Origin of the sequence: Stenotrophomonas tumulicola, assembly GCF_014117215.1 — a bacterium.
Classification (GTDB): domain Bacteria; phylum Pseudomonadota; class Gammaproteobacteria; order Xanthomonadales; family Xanthomonadaceae; genus Stenotrophomonas; species Stenotrophomonas tumulicola.
This window is the reverse complement of sequence record NZ_JACGXS010000001.1, coordinates 1,041,804-1,059,290: the sequence shown is the minus strand read 5'-3', so window position 1 is coordinate 1,059,290 and position 17,487 is coordinate 1,041,804. Positions and strand designations below refer to the sequence as shown.

Annotated in this window: 16 protein-coding genes; 12 read left to right on the top strand and 4 right to left on the bottom strand. The window is 60.6% G+C overall.

What is annotated here, in order from left to right; genetic code table 11:
- Positions 1-444 precede the first annotated feature (444 nt).
- Positions 445-1,272: a hypothetical protein gene (locus H4O11_RS04750; protein WP_049421696.1), complete on the top strand. Its 828-nt coding sequence runs from the start codon at positions 445-447 to the stop codon at positions 1,270-1,272.
- Positions 1,273-1,704: 432 nt separating this feature from the next.
- On the opposite strand, the gene H4O11_RS04745 is transcribed toward H4O11_RS04750, so the two are convergent.
- On the bottom strand, positions 1,705-1,950 hold the full coding sequence (locus tag H4O11_RS04745) for a helix-turn-helix domain-containing protein (protein ID WP_017354505.1): 246 nt from the start codon (positions 1,948-1,950) through the stop codon (positions 1,705-1,707).
- A 95-nt stretch (positions 1,951-2,045) separates the two neighbouring features.
- Here H4O11_RS04745 and H4O11_RS04740 point away from each other — a divergent pair, with 95 nt between their 5' ends.
- The 3 genes from H4O11_RS04740 (at position 2,046) to H4O11_RS04730 (ending at position 4,032) form a co-directional block, all read left to right on the top strand.
- On the top strand, positions 2,046-2,846 hold the full coding sequence (locus tag H4O11_RS04740) for a hypothetical protein (RefSeq protein ID WP_017354504.1): 801 nt from the start codon (positions 2,046-2,048) through the stop codon (positions 2,844-2,846).
- A 95-nt stretch (positions 2,847-2,941) separates the two neighbouring features.
- Positions 2,942-3,376 (top strand): NIF family HAD-type phosphatase, encoded by a 435-nt coding sequence (locus H4O11_RS04735; protein ID WP_017354503.1) that lies wholly within the window; start codon positions 2,942-2,944, stop codon positions 3,374-3,376.
- Positions 3,377-3,471: 95 nt separating this feature from the next.
- Positions 3,472-4,032, top strand: coding sequence for a cyclin-dependent kinase inhibitor 3 family protein (locus H4O11_RS04730; RefSeq protein WP_026070517.1), 561 nt, complete (start codon positions 3,472-3,474; stop codon positions 4,030-4,032).
- 2,286 nt (positions 4,033-6,318) lie between these two features.
- On the opposite strand, the gene cydB is transcribed toward H4O11_RS04730, so the two are convergent.
- The 3 genes from cydB to fdhD all read right to left on the bottom strand — a co-directional run bounded on the left by cydB (position 6,319) and on the right by fdhD (position 9,702).
- Positions 6,319-7,332 carry a cytochrome d ubiquinol oxidase subunit II gene (gene cydB, locus H4O11_RS04725; protein ID WP_017354501.1) on the bottom strand — a complete coding sequence of 338 codons (1,014 nt, stop codon included), beginning with the start codon at positions 7,330-7,332 and terminating at the stop codon, positions 6,319-6,321.
- An 11-nt stretch (positions 7,333-7,343) separates the two neighbouring features.
- Positions 7,344-8,732 carry a cytochrome ubiquinol oxidase subunit I gene (locus H4O11_RS04720; protein WP_017354500.1) on the bottom strand — a complete coding sequence of 463 codons (1,389 nt, stop codon included), beginning with the start codon at positions 8,730-8,732 and terminating at the stop codon, positions 7,344-7,346.
- A 109-nt stretch (positions 8,733-8,841) separates the two neighbouring features.
- Positions 8,842-9,702 carry a formate dehydrogenase accessory sulfurtransferase FdhD gene (gene fdhD / locus H4O11_RS04715; protein ID WP_026070516.1) on the bottom strand — a complete coding sequence of 287 codons (861 nt, stop codon included), beginning with the start codon at positions 9,700-9,702 and terminating at the stop codon, positions 8,842-8,844.
- A gap of 477 nt (positions 9,703-10,179) precedes the next feature.
- On the opposite strand from fdhD, the gene H4O11_RS04710 reads away from it, so the two are divergent.
- The 8 genes from H4O11_RS04710 to H4O11_RS04675 are packed head-to-tail and all read left to right on the top strand — an operon-like array spanning position 10,180 to position 17,452.
- A complete protein-coding gene (locus tag H4O11_RS04710) occupies positions 10,180-12,453 on the top strand; it encodes an FdhF/YdeP family oxidoreductase (RefSeq protein WP_026070515.1) in 2,274 nt (757 codons plus the stop codon).
- 31 nt (positions 12,454-12,484) lie between these two features.
- A complete protein-coding gene (gene moaA / locus H4O11_RS04705; protein WP_017354497.1) occupies positions 12,485-13,525 on the top strand; it encodes a GTP 3',8-cyclase MoaA in 1,041 nt (346 codons plus the stop codon).
- 8 nt (positions 13,526-13,533) lie between these two features.
- The gene (gene moaCB, locus H4O11_RS04700) at positions 13,534-14,532 is read left to right on the top strand and encodes a bifunctional molybdenum cofactor biosynthesis protein MoaC/MoaB (protein WP_026070513.1); all 999 of its coding nucleotides are present in this window, start codon (positions 13,534-13,536) and stop codon (positions 14,530-14,532) included.
- Positions 14,529-15,782: a molybdopterin molybdotransferase MoeA gene (locus H4O11_RS04695; protein ID WP_017354495.1), complete on the top strand. Its 1,254-nt coding sequence runs from the start codon at positions 14,529-14,531 to the stop codon at positions 15,780-15,782. Before moaCB ends, H4O11_RS04695 begins: the two co-directional genes overlap by 4 nt.
- Complete coding sequence (locus H4O11_RS04690; RefSeq protein ID WP_017354494.1) at positions 15,782-16,042, top strand: MoaD/ThiS family protein; 261 nt, start codon at positions 15,782-15,784, stop codon at positions 16,040-16,042. The genes H4O11_RS04695 and H4O11_RS04690 overlap by 1 nt, the downstream gene beginning before the upstream one ends.
- Positions 16,043-16,045: 3 nt before the next feature.
- A complete protein-coding gene (locus tag H4O11_RS04685; RefSeq protein WP_017354493.1) occupies positions 16,046-16,564 on the top strand; it encodes a molybdenum cofactor biosynthesis protein MoaE in 519 nt (172 codons plus the stop codon).
- Positions 16,530-17,096: a molybdenum cofactor guanylyltransferase gene (gene mobA, locus H4O11_RS04680; protein WP_026070512.1), complete on the top strand. Its 567-nt coding sequence runs from the start codon at positions 16,530-16,532 to the stop codon at positions 17,094-17,096. Before H4O11_RS04685 ends, mobA begins: the two co-directional genes overlap by 35 nt.
- Complete coding sequence (locus H4O11_RS04675) at positions 17,093-17,452, top strand: hypothetical protein (RefSeq protein WP_017354491.1); 360 nt, start codon at positions 17,093-17,095, stop codon at positions 17,450-17,452. Before mobA ends, H4O11_RS04675 begins: the two co-directional genes overlap by 4 nt.
- Positions 17,453-17,487: the final 35 nt, after the last annotated feature.

The window sequence follows — 17,487 nt, the reverse complement described above, 5'->3', positions numbered from 1 at the left end:
CACAATTGCAGCCAGTTCTAGGGGATTCTTTAGTCCCGCTTCAGAAGATCCATAAGTATGCCTCGTGGCAAGATTCCAACAGACGTGGCGCTGGTCGTCCGCAATAGCGTGTGGGCCTGCGTTGTGCGAAGGCTGCATGGCGATCGACTGACCTGGGATGATCTTGATCAGTTGCTCTTGCCTAGAGTTGGGCTCGATATACACGCGCAAGCGGCCAACGGTCGTCCCCGATCCTTCTACCGGTTCTTCAGCAAGGGGCATCATCCAGGGAAGCTACGCGGTCCTGGTGGATACTTGATTGACTCGGTGCATGGGGATCCAGCGTTCGCGGCTGCAAAGGAGGCCTTCGAGCATCCGATCTGGATGATCTGCAGCACAGAGGCTCCCACTGCGGAGCAATTGCGGGGCGTACGTCGATCACTAATGGAGCGTCTTGGGCTACTGATGCCGTCCATCACCGAACGCCTGGTGGCTTCTCATCACAATCTCCCTGGCCTCAGCAGCTATGCGCCAAGTCGGGTAGATGCCTTGGAGTCCATGTTCAACGTGGCCGAAGGTGGCTCCTTGGACGCGATAGGCCTGTGTGCGTGTAACTATCTGTTAGCTATAGACAGCGGTAGGCTCGAGACTGCAGTAGATGTCCGGGATGCACTACGCTGGGCAATTATTCGTTTTTGTGCTGTTTGGGGATTGCGCCCCGACGCATGCACGGCAATCCAGCTGTTGATGGAGCAGCGGGTGGTCAGGCTTCGTAGGGGATCGCTGTTGCCAAAGGATGTTGGGTTTCCACTTGGCAATACGGATTCCAGCGCGTTTAGTAGCAATTCGGCGAAGGGGGTATTCTTCGCAGATGACTATCCGTGCATGCTTCCGGTGACTCCTCGCACAGGTGGGGTGGATACATTCTTCGCCCGGTTTCACTCGCACTATCTTGCTTTCGTGAATGATCTGACAAGGCAAGGAGCATTCGCGCAGCTGGCTGGGACTGAGCTCGGCGGATCTTTGCCGACTCAAGATGCAATTGACGACCTGTTTCTTGGGCTGCTGGACGTGCCGGAGGATGTTTGTCACGGCGAGGTTGCAACTCTCAAGCAGTTTGCGCCAATCAGTCCGGTAGCGGCATGCGTGGCGGAAGTCCTGCCCACTTCTAGCATCGGAAGCTCGCCTTACACCCGCATCAAGCCTCTGGGCGCAGTGCTTCTGAAGTTCATGCGTTCTGTCGACATGCTGGTTGACGTTGAGCATCCGCATCCCATGGTTGATGAGCCGTGAGATGCGCCTCCAGGATCTTTCGTTACCTTGAAGTGGCGTCAACAAGGGAGAGGTATCAACGCTAGCCGCGCGGTGGAGGTCACTGTTCTTGCGGGGAGATGCGCATGCTGGTTCTGCAATGCATGCCGAGCCTTTTAAGCTATGGTCAGTACGAAGAGGTCGCCCCAAAGGGATTTCCTTGAAGCGCTGAACCTCTTATTGCGAAGGAATCGTCAGTCAAGCGCGCCGACAGGGCTTATGAATGCTTTCCCTTCTAGCTCGGATGGTGCGCTGGAGGCCACCACTTGACCAGCCAGTCCTGTGTAGCCAGAACTGGCAAGAAGCCATTTGCTCAAAGTGGTCGCATGCTCGTTGAGCGGGATAGTGGGGTGGGCACTAGGCGTGAGCCTAGTGGTACGCATCTGAAGAAGACTGAGCCTTAGCTCAGTAAAGTCAGTCTTTGAGTCGCTTCTCAAAGTCGGCAATGAGCTTGCCCAGGGATAGGCCTGTCAGGCGCGCTATGTCCCTAAGCTCCACGACGTCAACCCTGCGCTTCCCTGTCTCAACATCGCTAATGAACGACTGGCTGCGCCCCAGCTTGCTGGACACTTGTACTTGGGTAAGGCCAGCAGCCAAGCGCGCGTCTCTGACGGTCTCAATCAGGGCGGCGTATTCCTTGCGATGGATTGTCTTGGCCACGGCCGCACCCTGGTTGAGCGGCTTCAGAAGCTATATCCAGTTCTCCGATATCTAAAAACCAGATATCCTGTGCTTCTCATTGACAGGGGAAGGGCATGATCAAAGAACAACGTCGACGCGACGCAGCTGGCTGGGGCAGGCAGGGCTTGCTGCTTGCTCTGACGGTCCTAGTTGCCGCCTGCAGCGGTCCAGTAGACAGGAAGTTGGTCACTGACGGCACGCAGGAGCAATACAGAGCGTCGATTGACGCAATTGACGCCGAGCTGAGTGCCCATGAGCGGGATGCCTTCAACTGGGCCGTTGCCGGCCTTGATCTGGCTGAGCTGAACAAGGCCTACCCGAATGCATCTATAAGACAGGTGGTTAGGGGGCACATCAAGCAGATTAGGGATGCCCATCCAAAAGAAATTCTTGCTCTGCAGGAGCAGGCCAACGCGCAGCGGCCGACGATCACCGAACTAGAAAGAGTGCGTGCGAGTGGCGCAACGTTACGGATCGAGGACAGCTTCTTTGGCCCGAAGCCGGTCATTGAGGCGCGAATTGCGAATAGCTCAACTTTGGCGCTCAGCCAGGCCAGCTGGGCGGCGACGCTCTACATCAATGGCGAAGCTCAGCCCACGGCAAAGTCGCGGGTGCACAGCGACTTCCGATCGATTGATGGCCTCAAGCCGAGCCGCGGCGTCACGGCGCGCTTCAATGTTGGCTTCGTAAAAGGTGATGATGCGTGGTCGACACTGGCAATTCGACAAGCGTCTTCAACGCGAGTCGAGCTCGAACTAATTCCTCAGACGGCTTTGGACTTCAATGACAAGCCCTACATAGCTGCCAACTATAGGGAAAAGATCCAGTCTCTGGAGAATCAGCTTAAGCAAGCCGAGAAGTTCTCAGATATCTGACTCATTGGCGTTCCGCAACTGCGTCCGATGACCAAGCGCAGCGCGGAACGCTCCAGATCCAAGTGTCCAACTGCTGATGAGGATCCTAGCGCTCAATGCGACCGACCATCCTTGCTCTCGATCTCGAGGGGACGCTGATCTCAAATGCTGTCAGCCAGATTCCACGCCCAGGGCTTTATCAGTTCCTTGAGGTCGCTCATGAACTCTTCGAGCATCTGGTCATCTACACCACGGTCCCTGAGGCAGCTTTCCGCAGGATTTCGCGGCTGCTGGTCGAGGAAGGGAGCGCGCCAGGCTGGTTCGCTGAGTTGCCATATACATTCTGGGGAGGGGCAACGAAGGACCTCCGGTATGTGTCTCCGATCCTGGGTGCAGCGCTGTTGCTGGACGATCACGCGGACTACATCCATCCGGGGCAGGAGCGCTATTGGATTGAGGTCTCTTTGTTCGGCGCTCCATATGACGCGGATGACGCCGGCCTGGAAGTGGCCCTTGAGATGCTGAAGGAACGATTGGTTGTTCCGTTGTAGTTGGTGTGCTTAGTGAGTGGGTTGGCGGGTGCAGCTCTTCCAGCCAGCAGCGCCGGTTGCTGCATAGGAATGGGCTGTCGTTCAGGAGATCCGACATGATTCGAACAAGTTTGACCCACCCTTTAGCTATCGCGGAACTCCCGGTTGGCGAAAGGGGAGGGGCAATTGGTGTGACCTTCGCGCCAGGTAAGTACCAAGAAGTTGCGATGACGGGGGCATGGGCGAGAGACATCGATGTGGATGTCTCTGTGATTCAGTGTTGGGGAGCCAGCCACCTGATCACGCTACTCGAGCCGTGGGAGTTCAGTGAGTTGCGGATCGAGTGCTTGCCTCAAGTGGTTGAAGGGCAGGGCATCTCATGGCATGGCCTTCCAATCACGGATGGCGCAGCACCTGACCAGAGGTTGCTCGAACGATGGCCAGTACTGGGGTCAATGCTCGTTCGGAGTTTGCATTCGGGCCTGCGCATTGTGGTCCACTGCAAGGGTGGGCTGGGGCGAGCCGGCACTGTCGCAGCGATGCTTCTACTGCAGTCAGGGGCTGAGCGAACAGCGCAGGCTGCCATTGGCTCGGTGCGACGTGTCAGGCCGGGTGCCATCGAGACCGCTGTCCAGGAGGATTTCCTGCAGCAATGGGCACAGGGACTGCGCTCGTAGTTGCCCTTCCAGATCAAACGCGTGGCGAGCTCATCAGTCGTTCAAGGCCAGCCCTGGCTATTGGCGCCACCGATACCTACGCGATCTAGTCGACCGCTGACACCGGATTCGCTGGGTCGCGCGCCCACTAGTGGACGCGGCGCGGAGAGTATCCGCTAAAGCCTCCAGTCGCTACTTGGCTGCAGCCAGTACTGTCTGCCCAGAGGGATAAACGTCTCCATTGCCACGTCCAAGATCAACGGCTGACGCCAGCCATGGCCTGGCACGAAGCAAAAGTCAGTCGGGCCAAGTGCTCCCGATTGAACTCGGCTAACGAGCCAAGTGCATCTCCTGCTGATCTCTCGATCAAGTACCCGACGGGCGGCCTCCTCGTCCAGATCAGCTTTCAGGAACTCCGACGCAACGTTGCGCATGCCGGCCCACAGTACATACCTCTTGCGTCCCAAGCTCAGTGCATTCCACTCCGGGAGCTGGGTCGATCTCAGGCCATTGCCCAGCGTGGGAGATAGCCGATACTTGCGTAGCAGGTTGGCCAGGTATGCACGGGCTTCGCTCTCTGCGAGCGAGGTTCCCAAGGTCCGTTTGGCAGTGGACGGGCATTCGGCAGCCCATCGGGTAAGCGTACTGGTCAACCTGGCCTCCAGACTCACGTCCTGACGTGACCAAGCGGCCTGATAGGTCCATGCCAGAGGCTCATACAAGGACCTCGCCCCGGAATTGGGGGCTGCGATGGGAATGCGCTGCAGTACGCGAAGTGAGGCAAGCGTATCGAGTGCGGCTGAGGCCAAGCCCTCGGCGGCAACAGGCCCGCTTACGGTCCTTGAGCGCTCCAGTGCGCACCAGGCGCAGGCTAAGAACGGGCCGATTGAACGAACGAAATCGTCCAACTCTGGCCAATGCGAAATGAGGGTCGGTTGGGTGACAACATAGGCCACTTGTCTCTCAGATCGCTCGCCTAGCTCACCAGCATAGCAGCGAGGCGAGTCCGCGTCTATCTGATCTTCAGATATCGCCACACTGCTGTCCGTGGCTGCGCTGGAGTTGTGAGTGAAAGTCCCGTCGCTTCCTCCAGCGGTGTTCTAGGTTCTTTGGGGAGCCGTGCTATGCCGAGGAGCGCGAGTAGGCCATTGAGCATGGACGAATCAGTGGTTCAAGTTCCATGTCGCGCGGCCGATACAGCCCTGTCCAGACTCCTGGCGGGTCGTCCCGGCCACGAATCCAGTCGATGGCATCCCGTTTGCCCAGGAGCTCCGGAGCGACGTTCTAAGTACCCTGCCATGTACTCAATTCAGAAGATCATCGACCTGCTGCTGCTATTGGGCGTTCCTTCGCTGCTCTTCATTGGCGCTTACGTTCTGCGCCGCCCCAAAAGAGAGCTCAGTTGGGAGCCGGTGCTGGATCAGCGAGTTCATTGCTGGAAATGGTGCGCCTATGGCTTCATTTTTCTCTTGTATGTTCCCGGGACGACGTTGTATCGAACGTTGATTCCTACGGGTTGTGATGGACTTGTTTGCGTCCAGTTCTTCACCGCGAGTGGATACCGTATCGCCCCGAGCGAACTTCATGTTGTTCTCGTCGCAACTGCCGTTTTCGCGGGGTACTTCTTTGCGCGTGTTCGAGCTTCGTACTCACCGATTCCTACCAGGGCCCGGGGCTACGTCCTGAAGGTTGCCTATCATGGCAAGGGGGAGTACTCGCCACACTTGGAGATAGCCCGCCAAGTTCGCCGGCGTCAGCTCAGAGCGGAGCTTGCTGAAAGGCGTAGGCTTGAGCGGGAGGGCTTCCACCTATGGTTAAGATCCGTACGGCCGTGGGTTTGCACGTTGGCCAGAGGCTCTACTGTTGAGCTACTTAGCCCCATGCTGTCGGGAAGGGACCCACTCACTCTTGTCAGGTGGCTATCTCGTAGCGGCCCCATACATGATGTAGTCCTTCTTTCTAGGCGACTTCGTTGGTGTGAGGCGTTCTTCTACCACCTCACCGTGAATCATCGACTTTCCTTCAAGTCAGTTCGATCCGAAGGCATACGATTCAGGGTCGGCTGAAGGCCCCACTCATCACATCCTGTGTGTCTTAGGGCGATACACGATTCTGGGAGGCCGGGCGTATTGGCTAACTGATTGAGTCAAGTCGAGGGCCAGAGGCGGTGGCATTTGACCTTCGGCTTAGCTGAAGATAGTCCAGTGACATTCAGTTCATGAGTCGGCCGCCACCGAACCCACTCGCCCTTTCCGGGCTTTAGTTGAGCCCATTCTCCACTTCAGGCGAATGGGCGGCATATCACGCTCAATGATAGCTCGTGCTCGCACTCACCTTGCCGCGGAAAACGCGGTATGACCAGGCGGTGTAGCCCAGGATGACAGGAAGCATGACCGCCAAGCCGACCAGGCTGAAGCCAAGCGACGACACTGGCGCTGCTGCATCCCAGATCGTCAATGCCGGGGGGAGCAGGTACGGCCACATGCCGAGTACGAGGCCTAGGTAACCCAGGACAAACAACGACAGGCTCAGTAGGAAAGGGGCAAGATCATGAGTGGGGCGTTTCTCCGCGCGCCACAGCGCCACTGCCACGGCGAGCGTAAGAAGGGGGACGGGGGACAGCCACCAGAAATTCCCGTCACTGAACCAGCGAGTCATTAGTCGCAGATCAAGGAACGGCAGCCAGCTGCTCACGAGCCCCATGGCCACGATCACGGCGACCACCAGGGGGCGGGTCAGGCGCCTGGCAAGTGCGTGGGTTCGCCCCTCGGTCTTCAAGATTAGCCAGGTGCCTCCAAGCAAGGCGTAGCCGGCAACCAAGGCTGCTCCGGTAAGCATGGCAAAGGGGCTGAACCATAGGAATGGCCCGCCAGCGTAGGTGTCACCAGTCATTGGCACGCCTTGCACCACCGTGCCAAGAATCACTCCTTGAGAGAACGCGGCCAGAAGCGAGCCAAGGCCGAAAGCCACGCTCCAAAGCCTCTTGGAGCGATGGGCTTTGAACCTGAACTCAAAGGCGACCCCCCGGAAAACCAATGATACAAGCAGCAGAAGTACTGGAAGGTACAGGGCCGAAAGAAGCGCTGCATAGGCTGTTGGAAACGCTGCTAGCAATCCGGCTCCGCCGAGCACCAGCCAGGTTTCGTTGCCATCCCATATTGGGGCAGCGGTGTTCATCATCACATCGAGCTGCTCTTCATCCTCGGCAAAGGGCGCGAGAATGCCAATACCGAGTACGAAGCCGTCGAGGACGACGTACATCAGGACGCCGAAGCTGATGACGGCGAACCAGGCGATGGGCAACCAGGTCATCGAGTCCATGTCAGCGTTCCTCAGAGAGATTGATCAGCGGCCGAGATAGGCCGTGCAGGTGTGCGATCACCACCCTCTAGCGACGGACTTCCGTCTTGGGCATGTGGGCCATGTCGGAGGATCTTGACCAGATACCAGATGCCCCAACCAAATACGAACGCATATCCAGCGACATAGACCGCGAGTGAGATCGCTGTCATCCAGGCCGTTTGCGGTCCCACGGCATCAGCCGTTCGCAAAACGCCATAGACAATCCAAGGCTGGCGCCCCATCTCGGTGACAAACCAGCCGGCCACCAAAGCAACGAACCCACTTGGAAGCATCCAGTTCCAAGCGCGCAGCAGGGCCCCGGAATCGAACAGCTTACGGCGGGCCAGGGTGAAAGCAGAAAGCCAGGCGAGCAGTAGCATGAGGGTGCCTATCCCAACCATGATCCGGAATGCGAAGAACACAGGCGTGACCGGAGGTCGTTCGCTCGCCGGTACGGATGTCAGCGGTGCGAAGGTTCCATCCATGGAGTGAGTCAGGATGAGGCTGCCAACACGCGGAATCGCGATCTCAAGATCGTTCCGCTCTTCCTTCTCATTTGGTACAGCGAAGACGACCAGCGGAACTCCTTCACCTTCTTGGCCCTGATGCCAGTGAGCCTCTACCGCTGCGATCTTCATCGGCTGGTGCTTGAGGGTGTTCAGACCATGCATGTCACCCACGAAAATCTGAACAGGAACGGTAATGGCCGCAAATATCACAGCCGCCCCAAGCATCTTGCGGCCGGCTTCGACGTGCTCCTTACGCCGCAGGTACCAGGCGCCAACACCACCCACCACGAAGCAGGTTGTTATGAATGACCCTATTGCCATATGGGCCAGTCGATAGGGGAACGATGGATTGAACACAACCTCGAACCAGTCAACCGGATGGACCACTCCGTTGATCATTTCGTAGCCCGCAGGCGTATGCAACCAGCTGTTGGAGGCAAGAATCCAGAACGTTGAAAAGAGCGTTCCAAGTGCGACCATGCATGTGGAAAAGAAGTGCAGGCGTGGTGATACTCGCCCCCAGCCGAACATCATCACTCCGAGGAAACTTGCCTCCAGGAAGAAGGCTGTCAGGACCTCGTAAGTCAGTAGGGGGCCGATTACGGTTCCGGCGATCTGGCTCAAACGAGGCCAGTTTGTGCCGAACTGGAACGCCATGACGATACCGCTTACCACGCCCATGCCGAAGGACACGGCAAAGATCTTCTGCCAGAAGAAGAACAGATCCCGCCACACCGGGTTGCGGGTTCGAAGCCAGCGCCATTCCACGAAACCAAGCCAACTGGCCAAGCCAATGGTGAAGGCAGGGAAGAGCACATGGAAGCTGATGAGAAAGCCGAACTGAATTCGGGAAAGGAGGAGGGCGTCCATAACGATCCCAATAGGGGGTGGGTGGTGGCTAGCGGCTCAAGTTCCGATGGTGCCTAGCAATTTCATCGGCGGAGATCCTTGCTCATTGCACGGCAGGCGTCATCTGGCGTCATACGGCTGCTAGGTGTGCAGCTTCCAAATCGAGTAGGCGCTGGGGGTGTGAATAGATGTTGAAGCCATCCGAGCGCGCGAAACCGACAAGACAGATCCCTGCGGCCTTTGCGAGATCTATGGCTAAGGCTGTGGGTGCCGATACCGCTGCAACGATCGCCATGCCTGCATAGGCGGCCTTACTCACCATTTCGTAGCTAGCACGGCTAGATAGAAGCACGAGACCTTCGTTGGTTGAAGTCGATGAGCGCCTCATTGCACCAATGAGCTTATCTAGTGCGTTGTGCCTGCCCACGTCTTCGCGTACCACTTCGATAGCTCCGTCCGGGAGAACCCATGCTGCTGCGTGGGTTGAGCCGGCAGCCTCGTTCATTGGCTGTAGCCCTTTTAGCGAGGACAGTGCTACGCGTAGCGCCAAGGCGGAGTAGGTGGTGGGTCGGTCGATTGGCAAAGGCATTCTGAGCACTTGCTCCAGTCGACTAGCTCCACATAGCCCGCAACCGCTACGCCCGGGTAGGTTGCGGGTGGCGTCGTTGGGCATTGACACGATGGGCGCACTATCTGTGACTTCCATCGCCAGCTCAATGCCTTCCAGCGATGGCCTCACTTCAATCCGGAGAAGTTGGGAGGGATCAGAAATTGTTCCCTCCGTCATGGAAAAGCCCAGCGCAAAGTCTTCCAGATCCGTTGGGCTGGCCATCATCACCGAGAAAGGACTGTCGTTGTAGAGCATCGCGACAGGCACTTCTTCGGCAACGCTGTCCATGATTGAGCCGCGCTCGCCACCACGCCACCGAAGGGTTCTTCGATATGCGATGCCGCAGGGCTCGTTGGCAGGTACTGGGCTGGGCGCTTGCATGGAGATGAGGCCTGGCGGGGAGGGAAGCCGGTAACGATGATCTGGGCGTGCAGGGTCCCTCGGGTCGGGGACTTCTTAGTGGTTTGACAGTGCGGAGAGTATCCCAAGGCGTACACCCCGCTGCGGTCAAAATTTACAAATGTTCGCAGATGGACAGTTTGGCTGAGTTGATCCGACATTCTGTTCGAGGGGCTGTGGCCCGCCTGTCCGCTACATGTGCCTGTAGCTAGAAAACGCCCGATAAATTAGATAGTTACAATCGATGGCGGGTGGCGTGAAGACCTGTTCGTGGTGAGGGCCAGGATGAGCGCTTCGGGTCCGTTGAGGCACTCGTATCGGACACCAGTGCCTCGATTCGATCCCCGGCGTGTACGCCGGACGTCTTGTCTGGGCAGGGTGGACATACTGTCCGTGGAAGGGGAGGCCGTCGCGTGCTTAACTTTTCCCACTCCCAATTGCATGCTGCGAGTGCCTGTCATGTCAGAGCAGAAGATCCCCCGTTACAAAGCCTACGACCATCCTGCCGGTGGTTGGGGTGCCGCCGGTGCAACCGCCAAGGTTCTGATGCAGCAGAGCGTCATTGCCAAGGGATCTAAAGCGCTTTTGTCGATGAATCAGCCTGGGGGATTCAAGTGCCCCAGTTGCGCTTTCCCGGATGCAGATCACACCAAGAAGCTGGAGTTCTGCGAAAACGGTGCGAAGGCCTTGGCATGGGAGGCAACCAAGCATCGCGCCACGCGTGAGTTCTTCGCGGAGCACACTGTCCAGGAGCTGATGGCGCAGTCCGACTATTGGCTGGAGATGCAGGGTCGATTGACCGAGCCGATGCGATATGACCCGGTATCCGACCATTACGTTCCTTGTAGCTGGGATGAGGCCTTCGCGCTGATCGGGCGACACCTGCAGGCCCTGTCCAGCCCGCATGAGGCTGAGTTCTACACCTCGGGGAGGACGCCGAACGAAGCCGCGTTCCTGTACTCGATCTTCGTGCGCGAGTTCGGAACCAACAACTTCCCGGACTGCTCGAACATGTGCCACGAGCCGACCAGCCGGGGGTTGCCGCCGGCAATTGGTGTCGGCAAGGGCACTATCGTGCTCGATGACTTTGAGCATGCTGAGGCCATCTTCGTCATCGGCCAGAACACAGGCACCAACTCACCACGAATGATGTCCAACTTGGTGGAGGCGCGGAAGCGTAATGCTCCAATTGTCGCGGTCAATCCTATGCCGGAACGTGCGCTGATTCGCTTTGCCGAGCCCCAGGACGTCGTGCAGATGGCCACGTTTGGCTCCACCGAGATTTCCAGTGAATTTGTACACATTCGCATCGGCGGTGACCTGGCCCTGATCAAGGGCATCATGAAGGCTATGTTCGAGCGGGAAGCGGCCGGCGAGTCTGTTCTCGATCACGAATTCCTGACCGAGCACACCGTCGGGCTGGAGGCATTGCGTGAAGAAGTGATGTCCCTGGAGTGGAGCCAGATCGTCCAAGTGTCCGGGATCAAGAAGGAGCAGATTCTGCGTTGTGCAGAGATCTACATCCGTTCCCGTGCGACCATTATCTGCTATGGCATGGGCCTGACCCAGCACCAGCAAGGATCTCGCCTTTTGCAGCAGGTTGCCAATCTGCTGATGCTGCGCGGCAACTTCGGAAAGCCCGGGGCGGGCATTGCTCCTATTCGCGGCCATTCCAACGTGCAAGGCGACCGTACCGTCGGCATTGATGAGAAGCCGACGCAACGCTACCTGGACCAAGTTCGCGACGTGTTCGGGTTCGAACCGCCGCGCGAACATGGGCACCATGTGGTTGAGTCTATTGAGGCGATGCTGGCTGGAACCGCCAAGGTCTTCATCGGCATGGGCGGGAACTTCATCCATGCTGTTCCTGATACCGAAATTGCCTACAGGGCAATGCGTGGTCTTGAGCTTACGGTTGGCATCGCCACCAAACTCAACCGTGGCCACCTAGTGCATGGCAAGGAGGCGCTGATCCTACCGGTGGTGGCGCGCTCGGAGTGGATCCATACCCCGCTGGGTGAGCAGTTTGTCACCATTGAGGATGCCATGTCGAATGTCACCGCATCCCGTGGAGTACTGGAGCCTGTGAGTGAACATGTTCTTCCGGAAGTTGAGATCGTGTGCCGCATGGCAATGGCAACACTGCCGGACAGCAAGGTCGACTGGGCAGCTTGCATGCACGATTACAACCATGTTCGTGAGCTGATCGCGGCGGTCTATCCCAGCATCTACGCAGACTTCAATGAACGGATCCAGGCGCCGCGTGGCTTCCACTTGGACATTCCGCCGCGCCGCCGTGAGTGGCCGACACCTAACGGGAAGGCCAATATTCTGGTGTTGCCGGGTCTTGAAGTGAACGACCTGGTCGAGGATCCCACTATGCTTCGGCTGGCCACGGTTCGCTCCCATGACCAGTACAACACGACAATCTACAGCTACAACGATCGCTATCGCGGTGTGTATAACGATCGAATGATCCTCTTCATGAACCTGGAAGATCGAGTAGCACGAGGGATTGGGAAGGAGGAACAGGTGAGCCTCGAGACGATCTCCAGTGATGGCGTCTGCCGGCGGGTCGATGGGTTGACTGTGCTTGACTATCCGATGCCGCGTGGCGCGATTGCGGGCTACTACCCTGAACTCAATCCACTGCTACCTCTGGATTACTTCGATCGCATCAGTGGTACCCCCGCGGCGAAGTCGATCCCGGTCAGGGTGGTCATTTCACAGTGATTGCGCCGGCATGTCGTAGGGAGGACTAAGAATGTCAGCCGAGCTCATTCGGGCGCCAGAGCCGGTAGGTGAGGGCGCACTGGCAGATCATCCCCGCCAACTCACCGACGGTTTCGGACGCAGCTTTCCGTACCTGCGCCTTTCGTTGACCGAAGCCTGCAACTTCCGTTGCAGCTACTGCCTGCCCGACGGCTACCAGGCCGATGGCCGCCCGCGCTTCCTGCAGGTGGAAGAAATCGCGCGCCTGGTGCGTGCGTTTGCCGCGCTGGGCATGAGCAAGATCCGCCTGACCGGCGGCGAGCCCAGCCTGCGCAAGGACCTGGATGAGATCATCGCCACCGTGGCGGCGGTGCCGGGCATCCGCAAGGTGGCCATCACCACCAATGGCACGTTGCTACCGCGGCGCCTGCCGGGCTGGCACCGCGCCGGCCTGACCGCGCTGAACGTGAGCATGGACAGCCTGCAGCGCGAACGTTTCAAGACCATCACCGGGCATGACCGCCTGCCGGAGATCGAACAGGGCCTGGCCCTGGCGCAGGCGCTGGGCCTGCCGGCGATCAAGCTCAATGCGGTGCTGCTGCGTGGCCTGAACGACGACGAGCTGCCGCAGTGGATGGACTACCTGCGTGACCGCCCCTTCAGCGTGCGCTTCATCGAACTGATGCGCACCGGCGACAACGAAGCCTATTTCCAGCGCCACCACCTGCGCGCCGACGTGGTGATCGAGCAGCTGCTGGCGGCTGGCTGGCACGAACGGCCGCGCGCCGCCGATGCCGGCCCGGCGCGTGAGTACAGCCACCCGGACCATCGCGGCACGGTGGGCATCATCGCCCCGTATTCGCGTGACTTCTGCAAGGGCTGCAACCGCCTGCGGGTGACCGCCAAGGGTGACCTGCGGCTGTGCCTGTTCGGCGAGTTCGGCGTGCCGCTGCGCCCGCTGCTGCAGAGCGACGATGACCATGACGCGCTGCTGGCACGCATTACCACGCAGCTTGGCCTGAAAGCGGCCGGGCATGGACTGCACCAGGGCCAGACCGGGCTGACCCCGCACCTGGCCTCCATCGGAGGATGAGCAACACGATGAGTGGGGAATTGAATGCGGCCTTCCATATGGCCGATGTCCGCGACAAGCGCATCACCCGCCGACGTGCGGTGGCGGTGGGCGAGCTGCATGCCGGTCCAGTGGCCTATCCGCTGATCGTCGAGCGCCGCCTGCCCAAGGGCGATGCGCTGGTGATGGCCGAGATTGCCGGCCTGCAGGGCGCCAAGATGGCCTCGATGCTGATGCCACTGTGCCACCCGCTGCCGCTGGAACTGGTGCAGGTGTTCTGCGCGCCGGTACCGGAACGGCAGGCGATCCGCGTGTGGTGCGAGTGCGCCAGCGAGGCGCGCACCGGCGTGGAGATGGAGGCACTGGCCGGCGTCAACGCGGCGCTGCTTACCCTGTACGACCTGAGCAAGCCGGTGGAACCGGCCCTGCGCATCGAAGGTATCCGCCTGCTGTTCAAGGAAGGCGGCAAGCGCGGTGTCTGGCTGCACCCCGACGGCATGGACGATGCCGAGCGCACGCGTTTCAAGCCGCGTGCGCCGAAGGGCCTGGAGGGCGCGGCCTGCGCGGTGATCACGCTGAGCGATCGCGCCAGCGACGGCACCTATGAGGATATCTCTGGCCCGACCCTGGTGACCGGCCTGAAAAAGCTGGGCGGCGAGGTGGTGGCCGCTGAGGTGTTGCCCGATGGCATCGAGCCATTGGCGGGTCGCCTGCAGGCCTTGGCCGCCGAGGGCGTGCGCCTGTGCCTGTGTACCGGTGGTACCGGACTGGGCCCGCGTGACCTGACCCCGGAGGCGCTCCGTTCCCTGAACGCGCGGCCGGTACATGGCCTGGCGCAGATGGTGCGCGCGCTGAGTGCACAGCACACGCCGATGGCCTGGCTGAGCCGCGCCGAGGTGGTGCAGCTGGGCAACATGCTGGTGTTCGCGCTGCCCGGCAGCCCGAAGGCGGCGGCGCAGTGCCTGGATATCCTGGCGCCGGTACTGGGCCACGCCCTGGCGATGGTCGAGGGGGATGGCCACTCATGATTCCCTATTGCGAAGCCTTGCAGCACCTGCTGGACGCGGCCACGCCGCTGCCGGCCGAGCGCGTGCCGCTGCATGAAGCCGGCGGCCGTACCCTGGCCAGTGACATCCACAGCGGGCAGTCGTTGCCGCCGTTCGACAATTCGGCGATGGACGGCTTTGCGCTGCGCGCCAACGGCGCGACGTTCGAGGCCGGTACCGAATTCGCGGTGCAGGGCTGGCAGGCAGCCGGCGATGCCGGCGCCGAAGGCGGCGAGGGTGCCTGGGAAATCATGACCGGAGCGCGCATGCCGGTTGGCCTGGATACGGTGGTGCCGGTCGAGAACGTGGAGATCCTCGCCAGCGAGGACGGCCGCCCGACCCGCATCGCGCTGACCGCGACGGTGAAGCCGGGCCAGAACGTGCGCCTGCGCGGCCAGGACGTGCGCGAGGGTGAGCGCGTGCTGTGCGCCGGCCAGGTGCTGGATATCAATGCCCGCACCCTGCTGCACGCCCTGGGCGTGGGTGAGGTGGCGGTGGTGGCGCGGCCGAGGGCGGCGGTGATCGCCACCGGCAAGGAACTGGTGACCGAGGCGGCGCAGGCGCTGGAATCGGGCCAGATCCGTGACAGCAATCGCCCCTACCTGGTGGGCCGCCTGCAGGCGGCCGGTGCCGAGGTGGTCTGGCAGGGCACGGTGGGCGACGACGTGGCCGCGTTCAATGCGGTGCTGGATGAAGCGCTGGCCGCTGGCGCGCAGCTGCTGATCAGTACCGGCGCGGTGTCGGCCGGCCGCTACGACTTCGTTCCCGATGCGCTGCGTGGCCGTGGTGCGCGCATCGTCTTCCATAAGGTGGCGATCCGCCCCGGCAAGCCGTTGTTGTTCGCGGTGTTGCCCAATGGCGCGCTGTACTTCGGCCTGCCCGGCAACCCGGTTTCGGCTGCCGTGGGCCAGCGCTTCTTCGTCGAGCCGGTACTGCGCCGCCTGCTGGGGCTTGCACCGGAACCGGTGTTGCGGCTGCCGCTGCAGGCCGACGTGCGCAAGCCGCCCGGTCTGCGCTTCCACGCGCGGGCGCGGGTGGAAATGGACGGGCAGGGGCGCCTGAGTGCGCGCGTACTGTCCGGGCAGGAGTCGTTCCGTTTGATGTCCATGCTGCAGGCCAACGCCTGGGTGGTGCTGGAGGCCGAGGGAGACCTGGCCAGCGCTGGCACCTTCGTGCGCGTGCAGGGCTGGGGTCACCACGAACCGGTGCAGCTGGTGAGCCAGGAGTCATGATGAAACAGGTGAATCTGCAGTTGTTCGGTGCGTTTTCCGATCTGGATGCCAGCCGCGAAATCGCCGTCGATGTGGCCGGTGGCACCGTGGCCGATCTGCGCCAGGCGCTGCGCGAGCTGCTGCCGGTGCGTTGGCCGGGTTTCCGCGCGGGCCTGCTGGACTACTCGGCGTTTGCCGACCAGCAACGCGTGCTGCGCGACCACGAGGCGCTGCCCGACGATGGCCGCGTGGCGATCCTGCCACCAGTGAGCGGGGGCTGAGCGATGAGCGAGAAGATCATCGCGACGGTGGTGGACCGCGCGCAGGCGGCGATCGATCCGGCCGAAGGCATCGCGGCGGTATCTGATCCGGGCTTCGGCGGCATCGACGTGTTCATCGGCAAGGTGCGCGACGTCAACATCGGCCGGCCGGTGACCGGGATCACGTACGACCTGTTCGAACCTTTGGTGCTGAACGAGTTCAAGCGCCTGGCGGCAGAGGTCGAGGCGACGTTCGGTCCGAAGCTGAAGCTGTATGTGGCCCACGCCAAGGGCCGGTTGGGCATTGGCGATGTGGCGGTGGTGGTGGCCGCCGGCAGCCCGCATCGAGACGAGGCATTCCGGGCCTGCCGGCAGTTGATCGAGGTGGTCAAGCACCAGTGCCCGATCTGGAAGCAGGAGCATTACGAGGACGGCGACAGCGAGTGGACCGAAGGCTGCAGTCTCTGCCATGCGGATAACGAACCCACGCAAGCTCATGACAATGCCCATGAATGTGCACACGATCACGAACATTCCCACTGACGGCATCGTGCTGGCCGGTGGTCTTTCCAGCCGGATGGGCCGTGACAAGGCGCTGCTACCGTGGCACGGGCGAACCCTGCTAGAGCACATGCGTGGCCTGCTGCGACAGGCAGGTGCGGAAAGGGTATGGGTGAGTGGCAACTACCCGGCCTTCGGTGGCATTCCTGATCGCGTGGCACGCTGCGGCCCGTTGGGCGGGCTCTACAGTGTGGCCATGTGCATGCCGGACGCTGCCGCTCTGGTGCTTCCGGTGGATACGCCCAATGTGACCCCGGCGTTACTACAACGGTTACGTGATGCGCCTTCGGCTGCCTGTGTGCTGTTTGCGGAAGAACCCCTGCCGATGCGGTTGCAGATTGATGACCATTGCCGGCATGTGTTGCGGGAATTGATCGAGAATCCGGCGGCGCACCGCTCGCTACACGCCCTGCGAGAACGCTTGGGCGCAATCGAGCTGCCACTGGCGGATAGCGAATACGACCAGCTACTCAACTGCAACACCTCAACCGAGCTCGAGTTCATTGCATCATGAAAGTCCAGCTACAGCGGCAGGCAGTTCGTCTGCGCGTTGATGAAGAGGAGCTAGCGCAGTTGCTGGCCGGCGAATCGGTGGAGAACCTGACGCGGTTCGGCGGCGATCGCGGCTGGGGCATGGTGCTATCACTGCATGCAGGGCAACAGGCGGTGCTTCTGGAGGGGAGCGAGTACTGCCGGTTGATGCTTCCTCGCGAAGCGGTTCAGTCCTTGGCATTACGTTTGCCCTGTCGTGATGGTCTGGGTTTTGGCATTGCGCTGGATGATGACATCTCGCTGCAGCTTCAATTCGATGTGGATGTACGAGACAGCCTGCGCCAACGAGGTCCGCACCGTCGTGCACCCTCTACCTAGCTCTGGGCGGGCCAGCTATGTAGCGCCTGCGATGC

What these genes read in the sequence shown, in the direction of transcription:
- H4O11_RS04750 (WP_049421696.1), top strand. Translation starts at nt 445, where the DNA reads ATGCCGTCCATCACCGAACGCCTGGTGGCTTCTCATCACAATCTCCCT.
- H4O11_RS04740 (WP_017354504.1), top strand. Translation starts at nt 2,046, where the DNA reads ATGATCAAAGAACAACGTCGACGCGACGCAGCTGGCTGGGGCAGGCAG.
- H4O11_RS04735 (WP_017354503.1), top strand. Translation starts at nt 2,942, where the DNA reads ATGCGACCGACCATCCTTGCTCTCGATCTCGAGGGGACGCTGATCTCA.
- H4O11_RS04730 (WP_026070517.1), top strand. Translation starts at nt 3,472, where the DNA reads ATGATTCGAACAAGTTTGACCCACCCTTTAGCTATCGCGGAACTCCCG.
- cydB (WP_017354501.1), bottom strand. Translation starts at nt 7,332, where the DNA reads ATGGACTCGATGACCTGGTTGCCCATCGCCTGGTTCGCCGTCATCAGC.
- H4O11_RS04720 (WP_017354500.1), bottom strand. Translation starts at nt 8,732, where the DNA reads ATGGACGCCCTCCTCCTTTCCCGAATTCAGTTCGGCTTTCTCATCAGC.
- fdhD (WP_026070516.1), bottom strand. Translation starts at nt 9,702, where the DNA reads ATGCAAGCGCCCAGCCCAGTACCTGCCAACGAGCCCTGCGGCATCGCA.
- H4O11_RS04710 (WP_026070515.1), top strand. Translation starts at nt 10,180, where the DNA reads ATGTCAGAGCAGAAGATCCCCCGTTACAAAGCCTACGACCATCCTGCC.
- moaA (WP_017354497.1), top strand. Translation starts at nt 12,485, where the DNA reads ATGTCAGCCGAGCTCATTCGGGCGCCAGAGCCGGTAGGTGAGGGCGCA.
- moaCB (WP_026070513.1), top strand. Translation starts at nt 13,534, where the DNA reads ATGAGTGGGGAATTGAATGCGGCCTTCCATATGGCCGATGTCCGCGAC.
- H4O11_RS04695 (WP_017354495.1), top strand. Translation starts at nt 14,529, where the DNA reads ATGATTCCCTATTGCGAAGCCTTGCAGCACCTGCTGGACGCGGCCACG.
- H4O11_RS04690 (WP_017354494.1), top strand. Translation starts at nt 15,782, where the DNA reads ATGAAACAGGTGAATCTGCAGTTGTTCGGTGCGTTTTCCGATCTGGAT.
- H4O11_RS04685 (WP_017354493.1), top strand. Translation starts at nt 16,046, where the DNA reads ATGAGCGAGAAGATCATCGCGACGGTGGTGGACCGCGCGCAGGCGGCG.
- mobA (WP_026070512.1), top strand. Translation starts at nt 16,530, where the DNA reads ATGAATGTGCACACGATCACGAACATTCCCACTGACGGCATCGTGCTG.
- H4O11_RS04675 (WP_017354491.1), top strand. Translation starts at nt 17,093, where the DNA reads ATGAAAGTCCAGCTACAGCGGCAGGCAGTTCGTCTGCGCGTTGATGAA.